The organism is Alphaproteobacteria bacterium (assembly GCA_039980135.1).
Lineage (GTDB): Bacteria > Pseudomonadota > Alphaproteobacteria > UBA6615 > UBA6615 > UBA8079.
On record JBDXCV010000003.1, the window covers coordinates 875,409 to 899,678 of the forward strand.

Annotated in this window: 18 protein-coding genes; 9 read left to right on the forward strand and 9 right to left on the reverse strand. The window is 63.8% G+C overall.

What is annotated here, in order from left to right; genetic code table 11:
- Nucleotides 1–8: 8 nt before the first annotated feature.
- Nucleotides 9–1,010: a hypothetical protein gene (locus ABJ363_06160; GenBank protein ID MEP4378565.1), complete on the forward strand. Its 1,002-nt coding sequence runs from the start codon at nt 9–11 to the stop codon at nt 1,008–1,010.
- Between the two features lie 42 nt (nt 1,011–1,052).
- Here the strand turns inward: ABJ363_06160 and ABJ363_06165 are convergent, their stop codons facing one another.
- The 3 genes from ABJ363_06165 to ABJ363_06175 all read right to left on the reverse strand — a co-directional run bounded on the left by ABJ363_06165 (nt 1,053) and on the right by ABJ363_06175 (nt 13,386).
- A complete protein-coding gene (locus tag ABJ363_06165) occupies nt 1,053–4,637 on the reverse strand; it encodes a calcium-binding protein (GenBank protein MEP4378566.1) in 3,585 nt (1,194 codons plus the stop codon).
- A 322-nt stretch (nt 4,638–4,959) separates the two neighbouring features.
- Nucleotides 4,960–12,003 (reverse strand): calcium-binding protein, encoded by a 7,044-nt coding sequence (locus tag ABJ363_06170; GenBank protein ID MEP4378567.1) that lies wholly within the window; start codon nt 12,001–12,003, stop codon nt 4,960–4,962.
- Nucleotides 12,004–12,234: 231 nt separating this feature from the next.
- A complete protein-coding gene (locus ABJ363_06175; protein ID MEP4378568.1) occupies nt 12,235–13,386 on the reverse strand; it encodes a DUF2336 domain-containing protein in 1,152 nt (383 codons plus the stop codon).
- A gap of 164 nt (nt 13,387–13,550) precedes the next feature.
- On the opposite strand from ABJ363_06175, the gene ABJ363_06180 reads away from it, so the two are divergent.
- Entirely contained in the window at nt 13,551–13,787 is a 237-nt protein-coding gene (locus ABJ363_06180) for a hypothetical protein (protein ID MEP4378569.1), read from the forward strand.
- 17 nt (nt 13,788–13,804) lie between these two features.
- On the opposite strand, the gene ABJ363_06185 is transcribed toward ABJ363_06180, so the two are convergent.
- The 6 genes from ABJ363_06185 to ABJ363_06210 all read right to left on the reverse strand — a co-directional run bounded on the left by ABJ363_06185 (nt 13,805) and on the right by ABJ363_06210 (nt 18,842).
- Nucleotides 13,805–14,437, reverse strand: a complete 633-nt coding sequence (locus tag ABJ363_06185) for a septation protein A (protein ID MEP4378570.1) — start codon at nt 14,435–14,437, stop codon at nt 13,805–13,807.
- Between the two features lie 99 nt (nt 14,438–14,536).
- A complete protein-coding gene (locus ABJ363_06190; GenBank protein ID MEP4378571.1) occupies nt 14,537–15,400 on the reverse strand; it encodes an EamA family transporter in 864 nt (287 codons plus the stop codon).
- Complete coding sequence (ftsY, locus tag ABJ363_06195) at nt 15,397–16,353, reverse strand: signal recognition particle-docking protein FtsY (protein MEP4378572.1); 957 nt, start codon at nt 16,351–16,353, stop codon at nt 15,397–15,399. Before ftsY ends, ABJ363_06190 begins: the two co-directional genes overlap by 4 nt.
- On the reverse strand, nt 16,350–17,618 hold the full coding sequence (mtaB, locus tag ABJ363_06200; protein ID MEP4378573.1) for a tRNA (N(6)-L-threonylcarbamoyladenosine(37)-C(2))-methylthiotransferase MtaB: 1,269 nt from the start codon (nt 17,616–17,618) through the stop codon (nt 16,350–16,352). The genes ftsY and mtaB overlap by 4 nt, the downstream gene beginning before the upstream one ends.
- Nucleotides 17,611–18,462, reverse strand: a complete 852-nt coding sequence (gene dapF / locus ABJ363_06205; protein MEP4378574.1) for a diaminopimelate epimerase — start codon at nt 18,460–18,462, stop codon at nt 17,611–17,613. Before dapF ends, mtaB begins: the two co-directional genes overlap by 8 nt.
- A 62-nt stretch (nt 18,463–18,524) precedes the next feature.
- A complete protein-coding gene (locus ABJ363_06210; protein MEP4378575.1) occupies nt 18,525–18,842 on the reverse strand; it encodes a helix-turn-helix transcriptional regulator in 318 nt (105 codons plus the stop codon).
- Nucleotides 18,843–19,528: 686 nt separating this feature from the next.
- On the opposite strand from ABJ363_06210, the gene ffh reads away from it, so the two are divergent.
- The 7 genes from ffh (at nt 19,529) to rplS (ending at nt 24,202) form a co-directional block, all read left to right on the forward strand.
- Nucleotides 19,529–20,920 carry a signal recognition particle protein gene (ffh, locus tag ABJ363_06215; GenBank protein ID MEP4378576.1) on the forward strand — a complete coding sequence of 464 codons (1,392 nt, stop codon included), beginning with the start codon at nt 19,529–19,531 and terminating at the stop codon, nt 20,918–20,920.
- 17 nt (nt 20,921–20,937) lie between these two features.
- Nucleotides 20,938–21,318: a VOC family protein gene (locus ABJ363_06220; protein MEP4378577.1), complete on the forward strand. Its 381-nt coding sequence runs from the start codon at nt 20,938–20,940 to the stop codon at nt 21,316–21,318.
- A gap of 5 nt (nt 21,319–21,323) precedes the next feature.
- Nucleotides 21,324–21,713 carry a VOC family protein gene (locus tag ABJ363_06225; GenBank protein MEP4378578.1) on the forward strand — a complete coding sequence of 130 codons (390 nt, stop codon included), beginning with the start codon at nt 21,324–21,326 and terminating at the stop codon, nt 21,711–21,713.
- 59 nt (nt 21,714–21,772) lie between these two features.
- Entirely contained in the window at nt 21,773–22,330 is a 558-nt protein-coding gene (gene rpsP, locus ABJ363_06230; protein MEP4378579.1) for a 30S ribosomal protein S16, read from the forward strand.
- A 66-nt stretch (nt 22,331–22,396) separates the two neighbouring features.
- Complete coding sequence (gene rimM, locus ABJ363_06235; GenBank protein MEP4378580.1) at nt 22,397–23,002, forward strand: ribosome maturation factor RimM; 606 nt, start codon at nt 22,397–22,399, stop codon at nt 23,000–23,002.
- Complete coding sequence (trmD, locus tag ABJ363_06240; protein ID MEP4378581.1) at nt 22,995–23,741, forward strand: tRNA (guanosine(37)-N1)-methyltransferase TrmD; 747 nt, start codon at nt 22,995–22,997, stop codon at nt 23,739–23,741. The genes rimM and trmD overlap by 8 nt, the downstream gene beginning before the upstream one ends.
- Nucleotides 23,738–24,202, forward strand: coding sequence for a 50S ribosomal protein L19 (gene rplS / locus ABJ363_06245; GenBank protein MEP4378582.1), 465 nt, complete (start codon nt 23,738–23,740; stop codon nt 24,200–24,202). The genes trmD and rplS overlap by 4 nt, the downstream gene beginning before the upstream one ends.
- Nucleotides 24,203–24,270 lie beyond the last annotated feature (68 nt).

Sequence of the window (24,270 nt, forward strand, 5' to 3'; positions counted from 1 at the left end):
GGGTCGTTGTGGCGACGCGCCGGGTTCGTGATCCGCAGGCCTTTGCCGATGAGGCCGCCGCCGCGTGCGAGCGGCTTCTCGATCGGAAGGCGACCGATGTCGACTGGCCTGCCAGCCAGTCGCGCCGTTCCGTGCGGGTTTACCTTGACGATCTGACGGTTATCGCGACCCGCCGTAAACGACCGCAACGCTCGATGCTCGAAGCCAATGTGCTCAAGACCCTGCACGAGCATGGCGCCCCGGTGCCGGCGGTCCATGCCTATGACGGGGTCTGGCTGATCCAGGAGTATCTGGCCGGTGAGCGTCTGCCCCATGCCCTGATGGACTGTGAACCGGCGCGCGCGCGCGATCTGCTGTCGTCTGCTGCTGCGGGACTGGCAAAGATTCACCGGATCGGTGCCGAGACGAAACTGCACGGCAAGGTGGTTCGTCTGGGGGTCGCCGACAGCTGGCTGCGGGACCTGATCGACACGCCGAACCGGATCGGCGAGGCTCTGCAAGCCGCGGCGCCCGATCTCGACGTGGACGGCCTGGTGAACCTCCTGCGGGCCGGCGAGCCCTGTTTCCTGAAGTGGGACGCGCGGCCGGGCAACGCGGTGGTACAGGACGACGGCACGATTGGCTGGTTCGACTGGGAACATTGCGGCGCGCGCAACGCGCTCGATGATTTCGCCTGGCTGCTGGCCGACGAGTATGTGCCGAACGTGTCCGGCCTGGCGGACATCGCGGTGGCGAATGCACCTGCCGAGATGTCACCGGCCGTCGCGCGGGAGTATTTCCTCACCTACGCGACGTTCCACACGGCGGTCCGGCTGGCGCTGGTGGTCCACTACAAGGATGACGGGGACTGGTGGGACGAGGCGATGTGCCTGGCCGAGGACAAGGTCAGGGTCACGGCGGCGGGCGCCTATGCGCTCTGCGCGCGGGGTGCGGAGTTCGCGATCGGCACCGACCGGACGGCACCGCTGGTGCGCTGGTTCGGTGTGATCGCCCAGCGGCTGGGCGTCTAGCGGTTCAATGTGAAGGCGATGGGCGGGGAATCGCCGTCTGTTCTACTGCAGATCGTAGGTGTCGTCGGCGAAGCTGGCCGTGCCGTGGTCGTTGAACTTGTACTCCTTGGTGACACCGCCTGTGCCGCCGTCGGCATTGTCCTGCAGGTTGATGTCGCTGATCTCGTGGCCGGCAAAAGTGGCGGATCCGCCGCTGGTGGTGAATGAAACCGTCCAGGTGCCGTCCTGATTGTTGACGAAGTTCACGTCCGCCGTGCCCACGCCCAGATCGTTGGACTGCTCGTCTTCATAGTCGATCGTGACATTGTCGCCATTCTCGAAGCCTTCGAAGAACACCAGGCCGTTCGAGAAGTTGCCGGTGTAGGTGTTGCCGTCGAAGATGAAATTGTCGCCGCCGTCGCGCGCGATGTAATAGGTATCGTAGCCGCTGCCGCCGACGAGGATGTCGTTGCCGCCGTTGGCATAGATTTTGTCGTCGAAGGTCGCGAGAGTCTGGTCGTCGGTGGTGTTGATGCCGCCGAAGATGATGTCCGAGCCTTCCGAGCCGAACAGCGTGTTCACGCCCGAGCCGCCGTCGATATAGTTGGCCGACAGGAAATTCGGCGCGCCCGGGAAGTTGCCGCCGAGGCCCACGCTCGGGTCCCAGTTGCCGACATCGCCGCCCGCCGACGCCACGATTTCAGCCTGGGTCAACGAGATGGACTGCGCGCCGCCGCCCGTATAACCGATCGTCCAGGTCCCCGTCGTGGAATTGAAGGACGGGTCGATATGGCTGAGGTCAAAATTCGTGGTCGTGACGGCGAAGAAGGAGACGAGATCGTCACCTTCGCCGCCGAAGACCAGGAACTGGTCGGCCAGCGAGGTGTCGAGGCGGCCGATGATATAATCGTCACCCGCGCCCGCGCGCACGATTTCGATATCGTTGACAAGACGCGTGTCGTTGAAGTCGATCAGGTCTGCACCCGTGCTTCCCTGGAGCGTATCGGTGCCGCTGCCACCCGTGACGAGCGTGTCCTCGAGCTCATACACGGTTTCGCTACCCAGGAGCAGCGCGGCACCGGGGTCGAAAAGCAGAATGTCGTCATGGTTGCCGCCCTCGAGCCTGTCGGCCCCGGCCCCACCGTCGAGATAGTCGTTCTGATTACCGCCCTGGAGCCGATCGACGCCCGCGCCGCCATAGAGCTGATCATTCTCGTTGTCGCCGCGCAGCCGGTCATTACCGTCGCCGCCATACAGGATGTCTTCGTCGCGCCGGCCGCGGATATTGTCGTTGCCCGAGCCGCCATAGACCACGTCATCGCCGCGCAGGCCCGAGGCGCCCGCGAAGACATCGTTGCCGCCGCCAAGTGTAATAAGCGAGCTTTCATAGAGGCCGGCCAGGGTCACGTTGTCGTTGCCGTCTTCGGGCGTCTCGGAGGCGCCATCGGCATCGAGCGCGATGGCGAAGCCGAGGCTCGCCATGGTGACGGTGATGACGTCGCTGCCGGCGCCGCCGGATATCTTGTTGGTCGATGCGGGATCGGTCCCGGCGTTGGCGTCATCGTCCCAGGCCGCGTCGAAGGTGATGTTGATCACGTCATTGCCGTCGCCGCCATGGGCCTCGAGGACGCCATCGCTGTCGGTCAGCGTGTCGTTGCCCTCGCCGCCGGTCAGGGAGTCACGGAGCCCGGCGCCGCCGGTCAGGATGTCGTTGCCGGCACCGCCGTCGAGAATGTCGTCGCCGTCATTGCCGGAGATGGTGTCGTCACCGAGCCCGCCGGAGATCGTATCGATGCCGTCTTCCTCGGTCACATCCTGCGTGCCGATGACCTTGACGTCGGTGAACTTGATCTCGGAATACTCGTCGTAATGGGTCTTCTGGTTGAGATAGCCGCCGAGCTTGATCTCGTGGTTGCCGACCGTGAGGTCGCTGACATCGATATTCACGGTGACCCAGCCGCTGTCGTAGAAGCTGTTGTTGTTCTGGCCGTCGCCATAGGCGCGGTCGATATAGTCATTGCCGCCGAGGCCGTAGAGCTGGCCGTCGATCTCGACCAGGACTTCCGTGTACTCGTTGGATTCGAAACCGTCATGGTGGATCATGCGGTAGGTGAAACTTAATGTCGTGCCGGCCGTCGCGTCCGAGACGTTGAACGTCTTGGTGAAGGCGCCCGCCATGTCGTATTCGTTGCTCGTATTGTCGCTGCCCAGGGTGATGGCGAGTTCACCGGCATTCGAATTATACGCGCCGACCGAATCGTCGGTGGTTCCCGCACCGCGGAAGTGACCGTCCGAGTAGGCGAAGCCACCGTCATTACTGGTGAAATTCTCGTTCAGCACATCGACGACGGTCGCCACGGTTTCCTGTGCGCCGCCCGTCAGGATGTCGTTGCCGGCTCCGCCCTCGATCGTGTCCGCGCCCGAGCCGCCGTCGATCGTGTCGTTGCCCGCGCCGCCGAAGATCGAGTCTTCGCCGGACTCGCCGAACAGCGTGTCGTCGCTGGTGTCCGTATCGTCGGTCAGTTGCGTGCCCTTGATCTCGACATTCGTGAAGCTGACCTCGATGTCCTCATCGGAGAAGGTCTTCTTGTTGAGGAAGCCACCCATGGTCAGGGTGTGGTTTCCGGCGGAAAGCGTACCCAGATCGACGGTGACCTCGATGAAGCCGCTGTCATAGTCGCTGCCGCCGTTGCCATTGCCCGCCTGGCGTACGATGTAATCGTTGCCGCTGAGGCCGTAGAGCTGGCCGTCGATGCTGATGAGCACCTCGCCATATTCATCGGACTCGAACTCGCTGGACATCTGCAGGCGGTACTGGAAGGTGATCTGTGTGCTCGTGGAGCTGTTGTCGACGGCGAAGGTCTTGTTGAATCCGCCGGACATGCCGAGGATGTCGTCGCCGTTCACGCCGCCGAGCGCGACCGAGATTTCGCCGTTGCCTCCATCATAGGAACCGGATTCATAGGCGCCGGCGGTGGTGCCGCGGAAGGCACCGTCGGCATAGGCGAAGCCGCCATCGTTGCTGTTGAAATCTTCCGACAACACGGTCACTTCGGTCGCGAAATTATCTTCCTGGCCGCCATAAATGGTGTCGTTGCCGACACCCCCGCGGATGGTGTCCGCACCCTCGTTGCCGTGAAGCACGTCGTTGCCCAACTGGCCATAGACGATATCCGCGCCGTCGCCGCCGGAAATGAAGTCGTCGAAATTGAAGGTCGCACCGCCGGCACCCGCGCCGGACCCGGCGTTGAACGCGGGATCCAGCCAGCCGCCGCCCCAGCCATGGGTGCCCTGATCGTCCCCGAAGGTGTCGCCGAACAGAATATCGGCGCCATCGCCACCCTGGAGGTTGTCATTGCCCATGCCGCCGACCAGCAGATCGTTGCCCGCGCCGCCGTCGAGGGTGTCGTCGTAACTCGCGGCCGAACCGGACGCGACACTGCTATAGCCATCACCAAACAGGGCGTCTTCGCCCAGTCCGCCGGTCAGGATGTCGTCGCCGCCGGCGCCGACGAGAATGTCGTTACCGTCGCCGAACAGGAAAGTCTCGTCTTCCGTCGTGCCCGCGCCGACGCGACCCGCGCCGCCGTTGAGGCCGAGCGTGTGGTCGCCGAGGACGATGCTGAGATGGTCGAGGTAGGTAATCATGGGCTCGAGGCTTTCCGATATTTGGTACTATCGTATTCCAATATGGGCGGGCTTGCGATGCACAAAACCATAACTGCCTATAGAAGAAGCAATTTTCAGGCCATGCGAACCGGCGGTTGGTGGTAATATAATTTCGGTATCATCTCATTCTGACTCATTTAATTACCGAAACCGCTCCACATTGCGACATACGGTGATACCGAATGCGACTCGCATCGTGAACGCAAGACGCCGCCGGGAGCGGCGGCGTAAGCTGTTTATCGATTGAAAAACCGGTTGATCCGGTCAGGAAAACGGCAGGGTATCCGGCTATTCCCGCGCCCTACGGCGTCAGGTCATATGTGTCGTCACTGAAGTCGTTGGTCGTGCCGCCATCGTTGAAGCGGTACTTCACGGTGATACCACCGGTGCCGCCTTCCTTGTTGTCCTGCAGGTTGATGTCGCTGATTTCGTGGCCGGCGAAGGTCACGGAGCCTTCGCTGCTGGTGAACGAAATCGTCCAGGTGCCGTCCTGGTTGTTCACGAAGCTGACGTCGCCGGTACCGACGCCGTTGTCGGCGCCGTTGCTGTCTTCATAGTCGATGGTGACATTGTCGCCATTCTCGAAGCCTTCGAAGAAGACGAGGCCGTTGGAGTAGCCGCCGGTGTTGGTGTTGCCGTCGAAAATGAAGTTATCGCCGCCGTCGCGCGCGATGTAATAGGTGTCGTAGCCGTCGCCACCGATCAGAATATCGTTGCCGCCATTGGCGTAGATCTTGTCATCGAACGTGGCTAGCGTCTTGTCATCTGTGGTGTTGATGCCGCCGAAGATGATGTCAGAACCTTCCGAGCCGAACAGGGTGTTCACGCCCGACCCGCCGTCGATGTAGTTGGCCGACAGGAAATTCGGGCTCCCCGGGAACAGGTTGCCGAGCCCTGAGCTGGGGTCCCAGTTGCCGACTTCGCCGGTGGCTGACGCAACGATGTCCGCCTGGCTCAGATTGACGGTTCTCGACCCGCTACCGGTGTAGTTGATGGTCCAGGTGTCGGTCGTTGCGTTGAAGGACGGGTCGATGTGGCTCAGATCGAAATTGGCCGTCGTGACCGAGAAGAAGGAGACGACATCGTCGCCGTCGCCGGCGAAGACCAGGAACTGGTCGTCGAGCGTTGTATCCATCTTGCCGACAACATAGTCGTCGCCCGCGCCGGCGCGCACGATCTCGATGTCCGTGAACAGCGCATCATTATTGAAATCGATGAAGTCGCCGAGCGCGCTGCCCTGCAGGGTGTCTGTGCCGGATCCACCGGTGACCTTCGAATCTTCGAGGGCATAGAAGGTGCCGAAATCGGTCTCCGTTTCGAGGCCGGGGTCGAAGAACAGGATGTCGTCGCCACCGCCGCCCTCGAGCCTATCAACGCCTTCGCCGCCGTCGAGAATATCGTTGTTGCCCTGGCCCTGCAGCCGGTCATTGCCGGCGCCGCCGTAAAGCGTGTCGTTACCGGACTGGCCCCGCAGCCGGTCATTGCCGTCGTCGCCGAACAGGATGTCGTTGCCGCGGCCACCCTTGATGTTGTCGATCCCCGCGCCGCCTTCCACCGTGTCGTCGCCGTTGCCGCCGACAAAGATATCATTGCCGCCGCCGAGCGTGATGAGCGAGCTTTCATAGAGGCCGGTCAGGGTAACCGTGTCATTGCCGTCATCCTCGCTGGCGGACGCGCCGTCGGCATCGAGCGCAATGGCGAAACCGAGGCTTGCCATGGTGACGGTGATGATATCCGCACCCGTACCGCCCGAGATGCGGTTGGTGGATGCCGGGTCGGTCGCGTTGTTGTTGTCGTCGTCCCAGTCGGAATCGAATGTCAGTGCGATGACGTCGTTGCCCGCACCGCCATGGGCCTCGAGCACACCGTCGAGGTCGGTGATGCTGTCATTGCCGTCGCCGCCCGACAGGTTGTCGCGCATGCCGTCGCCGCCGGTGATTGTATCGTTGCCCGCGCCGCCCACGAGCGTATCGTCGCCCGCGCCGCCGGTGAGCGTGTCGTTGCCCGCATCGCCGTAAAGCAGATCGTCGAGGCCGCGGCCGATCAACGTGTCGTTGCCGTCGCCGCCATGGAAGTCGAGGGTCGTGTCGAACCCGGCTTCTGCGGCCTGGGCAAGTGACGAGGCCATGGTGACCACGTCGTCGAGCGCAAGCGCGTTGTACTGGGAGCCTGCTTCGTAGCTTCCGGCCGTGACGGTATCGAAATCGACGATATCGGGAGTCTCGGTGAACAAGGAAGGCAGCTCGATATCCACCTCGACACCGTCGACGAGGACCACCAGATCTTCCCAATCCTGCACCTGGATGCCGAGATGGGTGAAGGTTTCGGTCGCGCCGGAATCCGTGTTGGCGTCGCTGTTGGTCTCGATAAATGTCTTCAGCGCCAGCAGGTCGGCATAGATGTTGGGGTTGATGAACTCGGACTGGGTCAGCGACAGGCGCAACGTATCCGTACCGGTGCCGCCGTCGAACTGGTCGATGCCGCCGCCATGCTGACCGCCGACCATCGTCGCGGTGTCGTCGCCGGCTTCGCCGTCGACCATGTCCGTGCCGTCGCCGCCATCCAGAATGTCATTGCCCGCACCGCCCATGAGCACGTCATTCGATTGACCGCCGTCAAGCGTATCGTCGCCGTCGCCGCCATCCAGCGTATCGCGATCGCCGCCGCCGCTCAGGGTGTCGTTACCGGCGCCCGCCGTCAGCGTATCGTTGCCTGTGCCGCCGTCGAGGGTGTCGTCGCCGTCACCGCCTGTCAGCGTATCGACGCCGTCGCCGCCGGTGAGCGTGTCGTTGCCCGCGCCGCCGTCGAGGCTGTCATTGCCCGTGCCGCCGGTGAGCGTGTCCACCCCGGCGCCGCCGGCGAGGGTGTCGTTGCCGTCACCCGCCGTCAGGACATCGTTGCCGTCGCCGCCATCGAGGGTATCGCTGCCGGTACCGCCGGTCAGGGTGTCGTTGCCGGCACCGCCTTCGAGGCTGTCATTGCCGTCACCGCCCACCAGGGTGTCGTCGCCGGCTTCGCCCCGCAATGTGTCGTTTCCGGTGCCGCCGGTGAGCGTGTCATTGCCGTCACCGCCATCGATGATGTCGTTGCCGCCGCCGCCCGTGAGCGTGTCGTGGCCCGCATCGCCGTCGATCCGGTCGTTCAGGTCGCGGCCCGTGATCGTGTCGTGGCCGTCGCCGCCGTGGAAGGTTTCGTTGGTGTCGTACCCGGCCTGGGATGCCTCGCCGGCATTGCCCGCCAGGGTGACCGTATCGTCGCCGTCGAGTCCGTTATACTGGGTGCCGTCGAGATATTCGCCCGCGACCACATTGTTGAAGTCGACGGTATCGGCGTTCTCGGTGAAGAGGTCGGGCAGGTTGACCTCGGTCTCCACGCCATCGACCAGGACGACCAGCGTCTCCATATCCTGAATCCGGATGCCCAGATTGGAGAAGGTCTCGGTCGCGCCACTGTCGGTGTTGGCGTCGCTGTTATTTTCGATGAACTCCTTCAGCGCCAGCAGGTCGGAGAAGATGTTCGAATTGTCGAACTGGGCCTGGGTCAGGGACACGGTCAGCGTGTCGGAGCCGACACCGCCATCGTAGATGTCGATGCCGCCGCCATTCTCACCGCCGACGAAGGTCAGGTTGTCGGCGCCGTCGCCCGCATAGATATCGTCGGTGCCCGCGCCGCCGTCGATGGTGTCGTTACCGGCACCTGCGTCGATGGTGTCGTCGCCCGCCCCGCCGTCGATGACATCGGCGCTCTCGTCCGCGGCCGTGCCCTGGGTGCCCGAGACCGACACATCGGAGAAGTTGATCTCGGAATATTCGTCGTAATAGGTCTTCTGGTTGAGATATCCGCCCAGCTTGATCTCGTGGGTGCCGGGCGCGAGATCGCTGATGTCGATATTCACTGTCACCCAGCCGCTGTCGTAGTAGCTGTTGTTGCCCTGTCCGTCGCCATAGGCGCGGTCGATATAGTCGTTGCCGTTCTGGCCATAGAGCTGGCCGTCGATCTCCACGAGCACTTCCGTGTACTCGTTGGATTCGAAGCCGTCATTGTGGACCATGCGGTAGGTGAAGCTCAGGGTCGAATCCGTTGTGGCGTCCGAGACGGTGAATGACTTCGTGAACGCACCCGCCATGTCGTATTCGTCGCTGGTGTCGTCGCTGCCAAGCGTCAGCGACAGCGTGCCGGCGTTGGAATCATACGTGCCCACGGAATCGTCCGTATTCCCCGCACCGCGGAAATGGCCGTCGGAATAGGCGAAGCCGCCGTCGTCGCTGCTGAAGTCCTCGTCGATGAGCGAGACCGTCTGTTCGCCGCCGCCGTCCTCGCCGCCGAATATCGTGTCGTTGCCGGCACCGCCGTCGATCGTGTCGGCACCCATGCCGCCTTCGATCGTGTCGTTTCCGGCGCCGCCGTCGATCGTATCGTTGCCCGCACCGCCGTCGAGCACGTCAACCCCGTCGCCGCCCGCCAGGGTATCGACACCGTCGCCACCGGCCAGATTGTCGTTGCCCGCGCCGCCGTCGAGTGAATCATTCCCGTCGCCACCGGTCAGTGTATCGTCGCCGGCCTCGCCGCGGAGTGTGTCGTTGCCCGCGCCGCCCGCCAGCGTATCGTTGCCGTCGCCGCCGTCGAGGGTGTCGTTGCCCGCGCCACCGGTCAGCGTGTCGTCGCCCGCGTCGCCGTCAATACGGTCATCCAGGCCGCGCCCGGTGATCGTGTCGTTGCCGTCGCCGCCGTGGAAGGTTTCGTTGGTGTCGAACCCGGCCTCGGTGGCCTCGGCGGCACTCCCCGCAAGCGTGACCGTGTCGTCATCGTCGAGCGCGTCATACTGGCTGCCGTCGAAATATTCGCCCGCGACCACATTGTTGAAGTCGACGGTATCGGCGTTCTCGGTGAACAGGTCCGGCAGCCGGATGTCGGTCTCCACGCCATCGACAAGCAGCACAATATTCTCCATGTCCTGGACGCGAATGCCCAGATTGGAGAAGGTCTCGGTTGCACCGCTGTCGGTGTTCGCGTCGCTGTTGTTCGTGATGAACTCCTGCAGCGCCAGAAGGTCGGCGTAGATGTCGGAATCGTCGAACTGGGCCTGGGTCAGCGACACGGTCAGCGTGTCGGAACCGACGCCGCCGTCGTAAATGTCGATGCCGCCACCATTCTCGCCGCCGATGAAGGTCAGATTGTCGGCGCCGTCGCCGGCGTAGATGTTGTCGGTCCCCGCGCCGCCGTCGATGGTGTCGTTGCCGGCACCGCCGTCGATGGTGTCGTCGCCCGCACCGCCGTCGATGACGTCTTCGCCCTCGTCGGCCGCGATGGCCTGGGTGCCGGAGACGGAGACATTCGTGAAGCTGATCTCGGAATCTTCGTCGGAATAGGTCTTCTTGTTCACATGGCCGCCGAGTGTGACCGTGTGTGAACCCGGTGCCAGGTCGCCGACGTCAATCGTGACCGTCACCCAGCCGCTGTCATAGTCGCTGCCGCCGCCGCCGTCGCCATTTACCTTGAGGACATAGTCGTGGCCACCCACGCCGTAGAGCTGCCCGTCGATGCTGACCAGGACTTCGCTATATTCGTCCGATTCGTATTCGCCGCTCATCTCCAGCCGGTAGCTGAACGTCAGCTCGCTGCCGGTGGACGTCTCGCTGACCGTGAAGTCCTTGCTGAAGCCGCCGGACATGCCGTCGGTGATGTCGTCGCCGTCGATGCCGCCGAGGGCGACCGAAATCTCGCCGTTCCCGCTGTTGTAGGTGCCGCTGGCGTACTCGCCGTTATCGGCGCCGCGGAACATGTTGTCGGCATAGGCGAAACCGCCATCGTCGCTGTTGAAGTCCTCGTCGACCAGGGTCACGACCTCGGAGCTGCCGCCGCCGTCCGATCCACCATAAATCGTATCGTTGCCGGCACCGCCGTCGATCGTGTCGGCGCCCTGGCCGCCCTCGATCGTGTCGTTGCCATCGCCGCCGTCGAGGGTGTCGTTTCCGGCCCCGCCATCCAGCGAGTCATTGCCCGCGCCGCCCTCGAGGGTGTCGTTGCCGGTCCCGCCGTCGAGCGTGTCGTCGCCCGCGCCGCCCGCGAGGCTGTCGTCGCCCGCGCCGCCGTCGAGCACGTCGTCGCCCGAATCCTCGCCGACGGCGACATCGCCGGTGATCTCGACCTCCGAGAACTTGATGAACGCGTCTTCGTTGGAGCTGGTTTTCTTGTTCAGGAAGCCGCCAAGGGTGACCGTGTGGTCGCCTGCCGAGAGGTTGCCGAGGTCGATGGTGACCGTCTGCCAGCCGTCATTGTCGCCGCCGCCCCAGTCGCGCACGACGTAGTCGTTGCCGTTCAGGCCGACGAGCTGCCCGTCGATGCTGATTAGAACGTCTGCATATTCGTCGCGATCGAGCTTGCTCGACGCGTCGAGCTGGTAGGTGAATGTGATCTGGGCGTTGGTCGCGGCGCCGCCGACGTTGAAGCTGTTGGAGAAGCCGCCGGACATGCCGTCGGTGATGTCAGTGCCGTTGATGCCGCCGAGCTCTACTTCGACATGGCCGTCCGTGCCCGAGCCGGACCCGGACGAACCACTTGCGTAATACCCGTTGTCGGTGTTGCGGAAGGCGTCGTCGGCATATGTAAACCCGCTCGCGCCGTCGTCGAAGGTCTCGGACAGGAATGTCGTGTTCTCGGTCTCGCCGGCTTCGGTTCCGCCAACGAGCGTATCGTTGCCGACGCCGCCGAACAGGGTATCGGCACCAAGCCCGCCATAAATCGTATCCGAACCCAGTTGGCCGAGGAGCGTGTCGTCGCCTGCCCCGCCGTTGAGTAGGTCATCGAATGTGTAGGTGACGCCGCTGCCGGCCGCATCACCAGTCTCGGCATCGAAGCGGGGATCTTCCCAGCCGGCACCCCAGCTATATTCGCTGTCGCCGCCGCCATAGGTGTCGCCGTAGAGCACGTCGGCATCGTCGCCGCCGCGCAATTCGTCATTGCCCATGCCGCCGACGAGCAAATCGCTGCCCGCGCCGCCGGAGAGATAGTCGTTGAACGTGACGGCGGTGCCGCTGCCGGAGCCGCCGGCCGCGGAGGCGCTGCCGCCCGTGCCGGACCCGTTGGAGCGGTCGTACCAGTCGTCGAAATAGTCGCCAAACAGCGCGTCTTCGCCCGCACCGCCCTCGACGGTGTCGGCGCCGCCCCGGGCCACGATGAAATCATTACCTGCGCCACCCTCGATGGTGTCGTTGCCTTCACCGGCCCCGAAGATGATCTCGCCACCGCCCTGGTCGCCCAGCGTGTGGTCGCCCAGAATCACCGACAGGTCGTCATAGGCTCCGCTGCCGCTACCTGAACCGCTGCCGCTACCTGAACCCGACATCTTCGTCTCCGCTCGCGTCGCATATTGCGACGACCAGTTCTCAAATTAGCGCCAGAGTGACGCATCTCGAAACACTATCGGCTAAAAACCTCGGTATGATGTTCCGACAATACAAGAACATGCAAGATTTATGCCTTCTGAATCGGCGTAAACACGTAACTTATTGAAACACAACGGGGCTAGTATTGAAATAATATTACAATCCGTTACATTCGTCGGATACACCACGGATCAGGCTGGATCGATTGCGAGGGCCTCAATCTGGCGCAGGAGGTCGAGATAGTCGGGGTTGCGGCGCCAGCGGTCCAGCACCTGTTCCGCCGCACCGGACTTGATCTGCTCGTAAAACAACTCCGGTTGCGTGCGTGAAACGGGGTAGGCCTCTTTGCGTTGCGGGCGCGCCTCGCGACACAGGCCGCGCAATGTATGAAAATCGGCGGCGGAAAAACCGATGGCGCGACACAGGATGGCCAAGCCCTCGCCGCCGGACTCGTAGATCAGGCGCTGGACGAGGGGCTGGCGTAACCCCGTCGCCTGCCCGACCATGTGTTCGAAGAGCGAGACTTCGCCGGCCCGCAGGACCTGAATAAGAAGCTCGGCGGACAGACCGTGTTGCTCGACCATTCGGCTGGCTAGTTTTGATGCCGCAACGTCGCCGGGCACCAATTCCGAATCGGCCCGGACCGCCGCCTCGATGGCCGATTCCATGACATCATCGAGCTGTGCCGCATCCAGGTCATGGCGGTCCAGAATCTCGGTGCGTAGTGCCGCGGAGACCCACCAGTACATGCGTTCGGCGAGATCCGTGGGCAGGTCCTTGCGGCGGATCAGCGGGTTCTGAAAGGCATCGACGCGCTGGGACTGCTCGACGAGATAGGTCATGGCCTGGCGTCCGATTTCGGCGCCGGGATTCTCCAGGAGCCGCTCGATGACCGTGACTTCGCTGGTCTCGACCAGCGCGTCCGAGACCGACTCGGAAAGCGATGCGCGCATGGCGACGGACAGCTGGTGCTCGAGGTCTCTATTTCGAATTATTTCAATGAGCTGGGCGTCTTTCAGGACGTCGCTGCGCATCAGTATGGGGTGGGCGATCTCCGCATTGTCGTTGGCCAGGGCATAGATGAGTTCCGACGGCGCCTGGGGTTCGTCCGACAGGCGGATCGCCAAATGCTTGCGGACCGAAATTTCGACGTCGTGGATCAGTTGCCGCAGAATGTCCGACATGGTGGCACGCTCGCGCTCGCTCAGGATGCGGTCCTGATCGAAGAACAGATCACTGATGATTTCGACGAGATCGCGCCGCGCCGCGGCGGACCTGTCGCGGGCCAGACGCAGCAATGCATCGACGTCGAGAACGCTCTCGGCCTGGCTTTCTGCAAACAACTTCGACTCCCGGATTGCGACCTCACGATGTTCGGTCGTTACGTCGCGACACTATGCGCCGTCCCGGTTGCCAACTGGTAAATGGCGATACCGGCGGCCTTAGTCATTCATTAAGTAACGGGGCCATATGTTGAACTTGTCTAAAGTTTTATCGGTAGCTGCCAATGACCGTTTCGAATACGCCTTCGTCGCTCCAGGCCATTCTCCGCCAGCTCGATCCCGCGGTACCGTCGCGAGCCCCGGGTGCGGCGCCCAACAGCCGGGACGCTGCCGCGCCGCCCGCCGCGAAAGCCGAGGCACAGCGCACGGCTGCCGCCGAACCGCGGGTCCAGGTCCCGAAGGACGCGGCGACCCTCAATCCCAACGCACCACGCGGAAGCTATCTGAACCTGGTTGTTTAGGTCGGCAGACCGCTCGCCTAATCGGTGGGTGCGGGCGGCTCGGCTGTGGCGGGTTCTTCGATTTGCTCCCGCAGGAACAGCGGTGTCTGCGCGGCCGCGAAGACAAAGGTCAGCGGCATGATCCCGAACAATTTGAACGAGACCCAGAAGTCGGTCGCGAAGTTGCGCCAGACGATCTCGTTCAGGACGGCCAACAAGACGAAAAATACCGCCCAGCGCAATGTGAGCTTGCGCCAGCCCCGATCTGTCAGCTGAACGGCAGCGCCAAACAGGGGTTTCAGGAGTGACCGGCCGGTCAGCAACCCACCAAACAAGATCAACGCGAAAAGCGTGTTGACCAGGGTCGGCTTGAGTTTGATGAAGGTCTCGTCGGCGAGGATCAGTGTCAGGCCGCCGAAAAAAACAACGAAAATGCCGCTGACGAGTGGCATGACAGGCAGGCGACGTTCCAGGCCCCAGCCGGTCACGAGGGCGATCAGGGTCGCGACCATGAACGCGCCCGTGGCCTCGAACAGACCCTGCTCGGCCATCGCGGACCCGCCCTCGGGGAGCCAGAGATTGCGAAATTCCGGCAACCCGTCGCGGCCATTCACGACGAAGAACACCACGAGCGGGCCGGCCTCGATTGCCAATTTGATCCATGGACGCATAACAGCGTGAACCTACGATTGTTGGTGGGGGGTTGAAAGGCCTGGCTGGGTCACGCCAGGTTCATGAATCATGGATCAAAGGCCATGGTCATGGGGCAGTCAGGCCGCAAACCGGATCGCGCCGGCGCCAACGGCCACGAGGATGGCGGCTGGTATTCGGCGTTTGCCGAGATGCTCGCCCAGGAGGAATGTCCCGATCAGGGCGGCGAAAACCACGCCCGTCTCGCGCAGGGCTGCAACACTGGCGACGGGGGCGTTCTCGAAGGCAAACAGGATGAGGGCGTAACTGACGACAGCGATCGTGCCACCGCCGATGCCCTTGATCGCGTTGTCGCGCATGTAGGAGATGATCCGACCGCGCCGAATGGCGAATGCGACGATGAGAATCGGGATGGCGGCGAAGACCATGAGCCAGCTCACAAACACGATCGTTGCATATTCGATTTCGGGGCCGACCGCGCGGATACCGATGGTGTCAAACAGCGAGTAGGCCGCGATCATGGCGCCGGTCAGGATGGCGAGCAAAACGGCCTTGCGATCTGCCGTCGCGAACTTCCCCGGTTCGAAGGTCAGCGCCACGACGCCGGCGACCAGGATCAGAATCGCGACAATTTCCTGCCAACTCGGAACATCGCCGACAAGCGGACCGGCCAGGGCGACGATGATCAGGGGTGCCGTGCCGCGGGCGATAACATACACCTTGCCCAGATCGCCATGGGCATAGGCGCTGATCAACAGAATGAAGTAGGCGCCATGCAACGCACCGGACCCGATCAGCCAGGGCCAGTGCTGGGGTGCGGGCCAGGGGACAAAGGCGACCGCCGTGACCAGCCCACCCGCGGCGGCAAAGCCCGCGATCATCGCGCCCGTCAGCCAGCCATCGTCGCCGCCCTTGACCAGCGCGTTCCAGCTGGCGTGCATCAGCGCCGAAGCGATGACGGCGAGGGCGACGAGCGTCGTCATTCGGGCTTGTCGGGTGGCGCGGTCGCGTCGAGGCCGAGGAGGTTCCGCGCGAACGCCGTGGCCTCGAAGGGGCGCAGATCGTCCACGCCTTCGCCGACGCCGATCGCATAGATCGGCAACTGGAACCTGTCCGCCAGCCCGACGATCACGCCGCCGCGCGCCGACCCGTCCAGTTTGGTCACGACGAGACCGCTCACATCGACCAATTGGCTGAACGTCTCGACCTGGGCGTGGGCGTTCTGGCCGGTGGTCGCGTCGAGCACCAGCAGCACGTCATGGGGTGCGTCAGGGTCCACCTTCTTGATGACACGGATAATCTTCTCGAGTTCGGCCATCAGGTCGGCCTTGTTGTGCAGGCGGCCGGCCGTGTCGATCAGGAGCAAATCCACACCGGCATTGTGTGCCTGTTCCATGGCATCGAAGGCGACAGCGGCCGGATCGCTGCCTTGATTCTGCGCAATCACGGGCACACCGACCCGCTCGCCCCATAGCTTCAGTTGGTCGATGGCGGCGGCCCGAAACGTATCGGCGGCCGCGAGCATGACCGTGCGTTCGTCTTCCGTGAACCGGGCGGCCAGCTTACCGATCGTGGTGGTTTTGCCCGTGCCGTTGACGCCGGCCACGAGGATCACACGCGGTCCGTGATGTGCCGCCGTCAGGTCGGAAAGCGGCTGTGCCACAGGCTCCAGGAGCAACGCAACGTCTTCGGCCAGCGCCTCGCGGATGGCGTTCTCGTCGGCGTCTCCGGGGAATTTCCGGGCGTCGATATCGGCGGCGAGCTTTGCCGCGGTGGTGACTCCGAGATCAGCCATGATCAGCGCGTCTTCGAGTTCGGCCAAGGTGCCGGCGTCGATCTTGCGTGCCGAGAATATGGCGCCGATCTCACCGGACAGGCGCGACGAAGATCGCGACAACCCGGCGCGGAGACGCGAAAGCCAGCTGCCTTCGTTCATGCCGCGTCCTGCAACGCCATGGCCGTCAGTTGTGCGCCGTCGGTGCCCGTGATCCGGGCCTCGATGATTTGCCCGGGTACGCCGTCGCTGGCTTCGAGGGTAACTTCGGCGAATTGCTCGGTCCGGCCCATGCCGGGTCGCTCGAGAAGCACCGCGCGTGTCTGCCCGATCTCGTCGCGCAGGAACGCGGCCAGGTTTCGCGCGCCGGCGGCGCGCAGCGTGGCGGCCCGTTCCTTGATCAGTGACCGGTCGAGCTGGGGCATCTGCGCCGCCGGGGTCTCCGGTCGGGGCGAGTAGGGAAACACGTGGAGATGGGTCAGCCCGCATTCGGTCACGAGGGCCTCGCTTTGTGCGAACATAGCTTCGGTCTCGGTCGGGAACCCGGCGATCAGGTCGGCCCCGAAGACGATATCGGGGCGCAGCCGGCGGGCCTGTTCGCAAAACGCGATGGCCTGGGCGCGGTTGTGGCGGCGTTTCATGCGCTTGAGGATCATGTCGTCACCCGCCTGAAGGCTGAGGTGCAGATGGGGCATCAGGCGGGGTTCGTCGGCGATCAGGTGCAACAGATCCTCGTCGATCTCGGCCACGTCGATCGAACTGAGCCGCAGGCGCGGCAGGTCGGGCACATTCGCCAGCAGGCGCCGGATCATCTGTCCGGCGCGCGGCCGGCCCGGAAGGTCTGCGCCGTAGGATGTCATGTCGACACCCGAAAGCACGACTTCCTGTACGCCGTGATCGACCAGGGTGCGCACCTGCGTGACGATGGTGCCGATGGGGACGCTGCGGGAATTGCCGCGACCGAACGGGATGATGCAAAAGGTGCAGCGGTGGTCGCAGCCGTTCTGGACCTGGATGAAGGCTCGTGCACGGCCGTCGAATCCTTCGATCAGATGCGCTGCGGTTTCGCGCGCCGACATGATGTCGTTCACCTGTACCGGCGCATGATCGAGATTGGCGAATCGCGTCCGGTCGAGCTTCTCCGTGTTTCCCAGCACCACATCGACCTCGGCCATCGCGGCATAATTCGCCGGGTCTATCTGTGCGGCGCAGCCGGTCACGACGATCCGCGCGTCGGGGTTCTTGCGCCGGGCCCGGCGGATGGCCTGACGCGCCTGGCGCTCCGCCTCCGAGGTGACGGCACAGGTGTTGATGATCACGGTGTCGGTGAGCCCGGCGTCATCGGCATGCTTGCGGATGACCTCGGATTCATAGGCGTTCAGCCGACAGCCGAATGTGATGATTTCAGGCGCACGCGTATCAGTCATGGTTGCCCGCCGTGAAAGCATCGTCTTCGACCGACCCGCGGAAGCTTTCTTCCGCCGGCCCGGACATCACAACATGATTGTCGTCACGCCAGTTGATGGTCAGCGTGCCGCCGTCGACGTCGACCCGCACCTGGCGGCCGGTAAGGCCGCGTCGATGGGCGGCGACCGCGGCGGCGCAGGCGCCGGAGCCGCAGGCCAGGGTCAACCCGGCGCCACGTTCCCACACGCGCAGGCGCAGGGTATCGGGGCCGACCAGCTGTGCGACGCCGATATTGGCGCGTTCGGGAAAGATCGCGTCGTGCTCGAGTTCGGGTCCGAGGCTCTCAATCGGGATCGAGGCGAGGTCATCGACGAAAAACACCGCATGGGGATTTCCCATGTTGACCGCGACCGGGTCGGAAAGTGGCCCCAGCGAAAGAGGCAGATGATCGGTGTCGCAGGCGTGTGCCAGCGGGATATCCTGCCAGGCATCGCGGGCCGGGCCCATGTCCACGGCGTAGTGGGCCGGGTCGTCTGTGCTGCGCCACGCATGGAGCAGGCCGGCGCCCGTGCGAATCGCCAGTTTCCGATTTTCGCCGGTCAGCAGCAGATGGGCGACGCAGCGCATGGCGTTACCGCATGCGGTAACCTCGCCGCCGTCGGAATTGAAGATGCGGACATCCACGTCGGCGTCATTGTCTGCCGGCGCGTCGAGCGCGATCAGCTGGTCGAAACCGATGCCGGTGTGCCGGTCGGACAACAGGCGCGTGCCGGCATCGCTGACGCGAAACGGATGTTCGCGCGCGTCGACAACGACAAAGTCATTGCCCAGTCCGTGCATCTTTATGAAGTCGCGCATGCCCATGGGCGGGATATAGGGCCGCCGGGGGGCGTGCGTCCACCCTCAATAGGCGGGGCGTTTGCGGGTCAGGCGCGGCCGAGCGACTTTACCAGTTGGACCAGCTGACGGCGGACCCGGGTGTCGGCGATTTTCTGAAAGGCCTGATTGAGGTCGAGGACCTGGCGTGCGGAACGTGAATCCGCTTCGGGTGCGGCCGTCTGGTCGGCGCTCCCGGCGCGATTGCGCTGCGGGTTGAGGCCCTCGAAAAAGAAACCGGGGGTCACGTCGAGGACGCCGCAAAGCTGCCAGAGCTTGGAGGCGCTGATCCGGTTGGCGCCACTCTCGTATTTCTGGACCTGCTGGAAGCTGATGCCCAATTGCCGCGCGAGTTCTTTCTGCGGCATGCCGCAAATCTCGCGCCGCTGGCGCATGCGCCGTCCAACATGTGTATCAACGGGATGTGGCACTTATGACGTTCCTCGTTTCCTGGATGCCGGTTTTCCCTCATCACGGGCCGCTCCGGGGAAGCATTGGCCCGGTCGAGACGAAAAACTCGCACCGTGAGGTCATCGGGCAGCTATCGCCCGGTCCCTCAGCTAGTCCTAGATTGGAAAATACTGTCCCCACCGATCCCCTGCAGGGTCTCGACGGTTTGCATATCGCACAACCCTCACATGCATACAAGGGTATAGTAACAAAAACGTCATCGAAGAAAAAATACAATAACTACAGCTATTTAGTTAATTCGTTTCATTCATGCGCCGGTTTGCCCGTGTCCGGGACATCGCGTCAAAGGACCCGCGGAAAATAACACATGGATACCGTATGCCGCAGCTTGCGACGCGATGTGCGCCAATGACACCGGAGCCACAATGCCGGTGCGCGGCGAACATGTTGCGGCCGCCCGTTATGGGCGTCGGAAGCTTGACCCGGAACCCGGGTTGCCATAGGTTCCGCGCCATTCCGCATCAATAGAGATGCGGCTCCGGCAGAGCGCCGGAGCTCCGCCAGTCCGCGAGTTTCGCGCGCTGGCGCGTTTGTCGTTGTGAACTGGTGATGAGCCGGATGTCGAATAGGAAGGCGAAGTTCTTTGTTTGAATCACTGACAGAACGCCTGGGTGACGTCTTTGATCGCCTGAAGCGCCGCGGTGCGCTGTCGGAAGACGACGTCGCGGCCGCGATGCGCGAGGTGCGTGTCGCCCTGCTTGAAGCGGATGTGGCGCTGCCGATCGTGCGCGACTTCATCGCCGCGGTGCAGGAACGTGCCGTTGGTCAGGAGGTCGTCAAAAGCGTCACGCCGGGACAGACCGTCGTCAAGATCGTCCACGATCAATTGATCGAGATGCTTGGCGGGGATGCCGTTGAGATCGATCTGAACGCCCCCGCCCCGGTCGCCATTCTGGTTGTCGGCCTGCAAGGCTCGGGCAAGACGACGACGACGGCCAAGATCGGTCATCACCTGGTCGAGAAACAGAAGAAGCGCGTGCTGATGGCGTCGCTCGACGTGCGCCGGCCGGCCGCGCAGGAACAACTGCGGGTGCTGGGCGACCAGGCCCTGATCCCGACCGTGGATATACGGACCGGCGAGATGCCCGTGGCCATTGCCAAGCGGGCCATGGACCAGGCGCGGCGGGAAGGCTACGACGTGGTCCTGCTCGATACCGCCGGTCGTCTGGCGATCGACGATGGACTGATGGCCGAGGCGACGGCCATCCGCGATGCGGCCAAACCTCACGAAACCCTGCTGGTGGCCGACGCGATGACCGGTCAGGACGCCGTGAATACCGCGCAGACTTTCAATGAGCGCGTCGGCATCTCGGGCATTGTACTGACCCGGATGGATGGCGATGCGCGTGGTGGCGCCGCACTGTCGATGCGCGCGGTGACGGGTCAGCCGATCAAGTTGATCGGTACCGGTGAGAAGATGGACGAACTCGAACCGTTCCATCCCGAGCGCGTCGCCGGTCGTATCCTCGACATGGGCGATGTGGTCGGCCTGGTCGAGCGGGCAACCGAACTCGTCGAGGAGGAGAAGGCCGAGAAGATCGCGCGCCGGATCCAGAAGGGTGAATTCGACCTCGAGGATCTGCTCGATCAGCTGCGCCAGCTCAAGAAGATGGGCGGGCTCGGCGGCGTGATGTCGATGCTGCCGGGTATCGGCAAGGTCAAGAAGCAGATGGCTGCCGCCGACATGGACGACAATCTGATCAAGCGCCAGGAGGCGATCATCCTGTCGATGACCCTGCAGGAGCGCCAGCGTCCGGCCATGGTCAAGGCGTCACGCAAGAAACGGATCGCCGCAGGGTCGGGCACCACCGTCCAGGAAATCAACAAGCTGCTGAAGCAGTATCAGCAGATGCACACGATGATGAAGAAGATGAAGAAGATGGGCGGGAAGTTGCCGCCCATGGGCGGTGGCGGAATGCCCGGCGCCGGCGGCGGGTTGCCGCCCGGCATGTTGCCGCCGGGTATGGGTCGCTAGGAGCAGACGGTATGACGATGTTTCATCATGTTTCGATCGGCGTGGCCGATCTCGAACGTTCCGCAGAATTCTATGACGCCGTCATGGCGGCGCTTGGCCATGAACGCTTCATGGAAAAGCCCGGTACCCTGTCCTGGTGGCCGAAGGGCGGGGGGCAAGCGCTCTGGATCAATCTGCGCGATGATCTGTCGGTGATCCCCGACGACGGCCGGCACATCGCGTTTCAGGCCGAGTCCCGGGCGCAGGTCGACGCGTTTCATGCGGCCGCCGTCGCTGCGGGTGCGGCCGATGACGGCGCGCCGGGCATCCGGCCGGAATATCGTGACACCTATTACGGCGCCTTCGTGCTGGATCCGGACGGGCACAAGCTCGAAGCCGTCCACGCGCCGCGCGATTGATCCCCATGGCAATGCTCGATCATATCTCTCTCGGGGTGCGGGACCTGACGGTCAGCGGTGCGTTCTACGACGCCGCACTCGAACCGCTGGGTTATCGGCGTATCCTGGAGAAGGGTATCGGATTGGCCTACGGGCCCGGACCCGACCGGGACGGCATGATGTTCTGGGTCGTCTGCCCGAACGCCGGTATATCGGCGTCACGCGGCACCCATGTGGCATTTGCCGCCGCCACCCGCGCGGCCGTCGACAGGTTTCATGCCGCGGCGTTGTCGGCGGGGGCGCGCGACAATGGCGCGCCGGGCCTGCGGCCCGAATACAGCGAAAATTACTACGGCGCGTTTGTCCTGGACCCGGATGGTCACAAGGTCGAAGCCGTTTGCCGAACCGAACACTGAAAACCGATCAATCGAACCAACACACGCAAACACATACGTAAACAAAGGAACGACACATCATGTCTCTTCGTATTCGACTCTCCCGTGGCGGCGCCAAAAAGCGGCCTTATTATCGCATTGTGGTGGCGGACTCGCGGCGTGCGCGCGATGGCCGCTTCATCGAGCGGATCGGGCACTACAACCCGATGCTGCCCAAGGACGACCCCAACCGTGTCGGGATCGACATCGACCGTGCCAAACATTGGCTGAGTGTCGGTGCGTTGCCGTCGGAACGCGTCGCGAAATTCTTCGCCGGTGAGGATCTGGTGAAACTGCCGGCCCGCCGCGACCAGACCAAGCAGCACCTGCCCAAGGCGAAGGCCCAGGAACGTGCCGCGGCCGAGGCCGAGGCGGCAGAAGCCGCTGCGGCGGCTGCGGCGGAAGCCGCGGCGGCACCGGTCGAGGAAGAGGCGCCTGCCGAGGAGGCCCCCGCAGAGGAAGCAGCGGTTGAAGAGGCTGCTGTCGAAGAAGCAGCTGCCGAGGAGGCTCCCGCGGAGGAGGCTGCTGCGGAAGAAGCCCCGGCCGAGGAAGCCCCGGCCGAGGAAGCTGCAGCCGAGGACGAAGAGAGCAAGTCCTAGTCCGTTCGGACTGGCTTGCGTTGCCCGTGCCGTTGATGCGGCGCGGGCGGGCGGAAGGCGCCGGAGATGGCCGTCGATATGGTTGAAGGTCCGGATGGGGAAGGTGATGCGCGGGTCTGCGTGGGCGTGATCAGCGGCGCACACGGGTTGCAGGGTCTGGTGCGTGTGCGCCCGTTCACAGATGTCGCGGAAGATGTGGCCGCCTATGGCCCCGTTCAAACCGAGGACGGCACCCGCAGCTTCACGCTTGACGTCCGCAATCGCACGGGCAAGGGCCAGATCCTCGTTCACATCGAGGGCGTCGGCGACCGGGATGCGGCGGAGGCGCTCAAGGGCGCGCGGCTGTATGTGGCGCGCGACCGCCTGCCGTCGCCCGACGAGGACGAATTTTACCATGCCGACCTTCTGGGGCTGGACGTGGTGACGGTCGACGGCAAGCCGCTCGGTACCGTCCTGGCGCTGCATGATTTCGGTGGCGGTGAAATGCTGGAGATCAAGGGTGCCGGCGGGCGTCTCGGGACCGTTTCATTTACCCGCGCGGCGGTTCCCGACATCGATCTGGTGGCCCGACGGGTGACGGTGGACGGCGCGGCGGTGCTGTGGCCGGGGCGGGCGCCCGAAGAATCGGCTGAATCCGGCGATTCCGGGCCGGACGGAGACGCCGATGGTTAAAGCACCCCCATGGACAGCCACCGTGTTGAGCCTGTTTCCGGAGATGTTTCCGGGGTCGCTGGGCCAGTCGCTGGCGGGCAAGGCGCTGGAGCGTGGAACCTGGCGGCTCGACGTCCGGGATATCCGGGCGCAGGCGTCGGATCGGCACGGAAGTGTCGACGATGTACCTTTTGGCGGCGGCGCCGGGATGGTGATGCGACCGGATATCGTCGATTCGGCATTTTCGGATGCCGTCAATCCGGTTGACGATCAGCGGCCGATCATCTATCTCACGCCCCGCGGGCGTCCCCTGGATCAGGCACGTGTTCAGGACTTGGCGGACGACCCCGGCGTGATACTGCTTTGCGGTCGTTATGAAGGCGTTGATCAGCGTGTGCTGGACGCCTGGCAGGCCGAGGAAATCAGCGTCGGCGACTATGTGCTTTCCGGTGGCGAACCGGCCGCACTGGTGCTGCTCGACGCGGTCGTTCGGTTGTTGCCGGGCGTGATGGGAACGGCAGAGTCACTGTCGGAAGAAAGTTTTGAAAGCGGACTGCTGGAGTATCCGCACTATACGAGGCCGGCCGACTGGGTCGACCGGCAGGGACAAAAACGTTCGGTCCCCGACATTCTGACTTCCGGCCATCACGGGCGGATCGCGGAGTGGCGGAATACGCAGGCAGAACAAGCAACCCGCACGCGCCGGCCGGATCTCTGGCAGCGCTACGCGGCGAAAGATGATGAAGGACAGAAGCGATGAATACGCTTGAGAAATTCGAAGCCGGCCAGCTCGCAAAGCTGCAAGCCGAACGGGACGTTCCCGAATTCGGCCCGGGCGACACCGTCCGCGTGAATGTGCGCGTGGTCGAAGGTGAGCGCGAGCGTATCCAGGCCTATGAGGGTGTCTGCATCGCGGTCAAGAATGACGGGATCAACTCGTCCTTCACGGTCCGCAAGATTTCCTTCGGTGAGGGTGTCGAGCGTGTGTTCCCGCTTTACGGCCCGCGCGTCGATTCGATCGACGTGATCCGCCGGGGCAAGGTTCGCCGCGCCAAGCTGTATTACCTGCGTGGCCGCACAGGCAAGCGCGCGCGTATCACGGAGCGCACCACGGGTCGCGGCATGACCCGTCGCGGCGATGTTGCTGTTCCCGAAACCGGGACCGCCGAACGGTCGGCAGATGCGGCCGCCACGCCCGAGACGGACGCCAAGACGGAATAGGCGGCACGCTCGGGCAGATGCACCGACGTAATCGAGGCAACGCCCCGGAGCTTTCGCGCACGGGGCGT

Coding starts and splice junctions, on each gene's coding strand:
- ABJ363_06165 (MEP4378566.1), bottom strand. CDS start 4,637: ATGATTACCTACCTCGACCATCTCAGCATCGTCCTCGGCGACCACACG.
- ABJ363_06170 (MEP4378567.1), bottom strand. CDS start 12,003: ATGTCGGGTTCAGGTAGCGGCAGCGGTTCAGGTAGCGGCAGCGGAGCC.
- ABJ363_06180 (MEP4378569.1), top strand. CDS start 13,551: ATGACCGTTTCGAATACGCCTTCGTCGCTCCAGGCCATTCTCCGCCAG.
- ABJ363_06185 (MEP4378570.1), bottom strand. CDS start 14,437: ATGCGTCCATGGATCAAATTGGCAATCGAGGCCGGCCCGCTCGTGGTG.
- ABJ363_06190 (MEP4378571.1), bottom strand. CDS start 15,400: ATGACGACGCTCGTCGCCCTCGCCGTCATCGCTTCGGCGCTGATGCAC.
- ftsY (MEP4378572.1), bottom strand. CDS start 16,353: ATGAACGAAGGCAGCTGGCTTTCGCGTCTCCGCGCCGGGTTGTCGCGA.
- mtaB (MEP4378573.1), bottom strand. CDS start 17,618: ATGACTGATACGCGTGCGCCTGAAATCATCACATTCGGCTGTCGGCTG.
- dapF (MEP4378574.1), bottom strand. CDS start 18,462: ATGGGCATGCGCGACTTCATAAAGATGCACGGACTGGGCAATGACTTT.
- ABJ363_06210 (MEP4378575.1), bottom strand. CDS start 18,842: ATGCCGCAGAAAGAACTCGCGCGGCAATTGGGCATCAGCTTCCAGCAG.
- ABJ363_06220 (MEP4378577.1), top strand. CDS start 20,938: ATGTTTCATCATGTTTCGATCGGCGTGGCCGATCTCGAACGTTCCGCA.
- ABJ363_06225 (MEP4378578.1), top strand. CDS start 21,324: ATGGCAATGCTCGATCATATCTCTCTCGGGGTGCGGGACCTGACGGTC.
- rpsP (MEP4378579.1), top strand. CDS start 21,773: ATGTCTCTTCGTATTCGACTCTCCCGTGGCGGCGCCAAAAAGCGGCCT.
- rimM (MEP4378580.1), top strand. CDS start 22,397: ATGGCCGTCGATATGGTTGAAGGTCCGGATGGGGAAGGTGATGCGCGG.
- trmD (MEP4378581.1), top strand. CDS start 22,995: ATGGTTAAAGCACCCCCATGGACAGCCACCGTGTTGAGCCTGTTTCCG.
- rplS (MEP4378582.1), top strand. CDS start 23,738: ATGAATACGCTTGAGAAATTCGAAGCCGGCCAGCTCGCAAAGCTGCAA.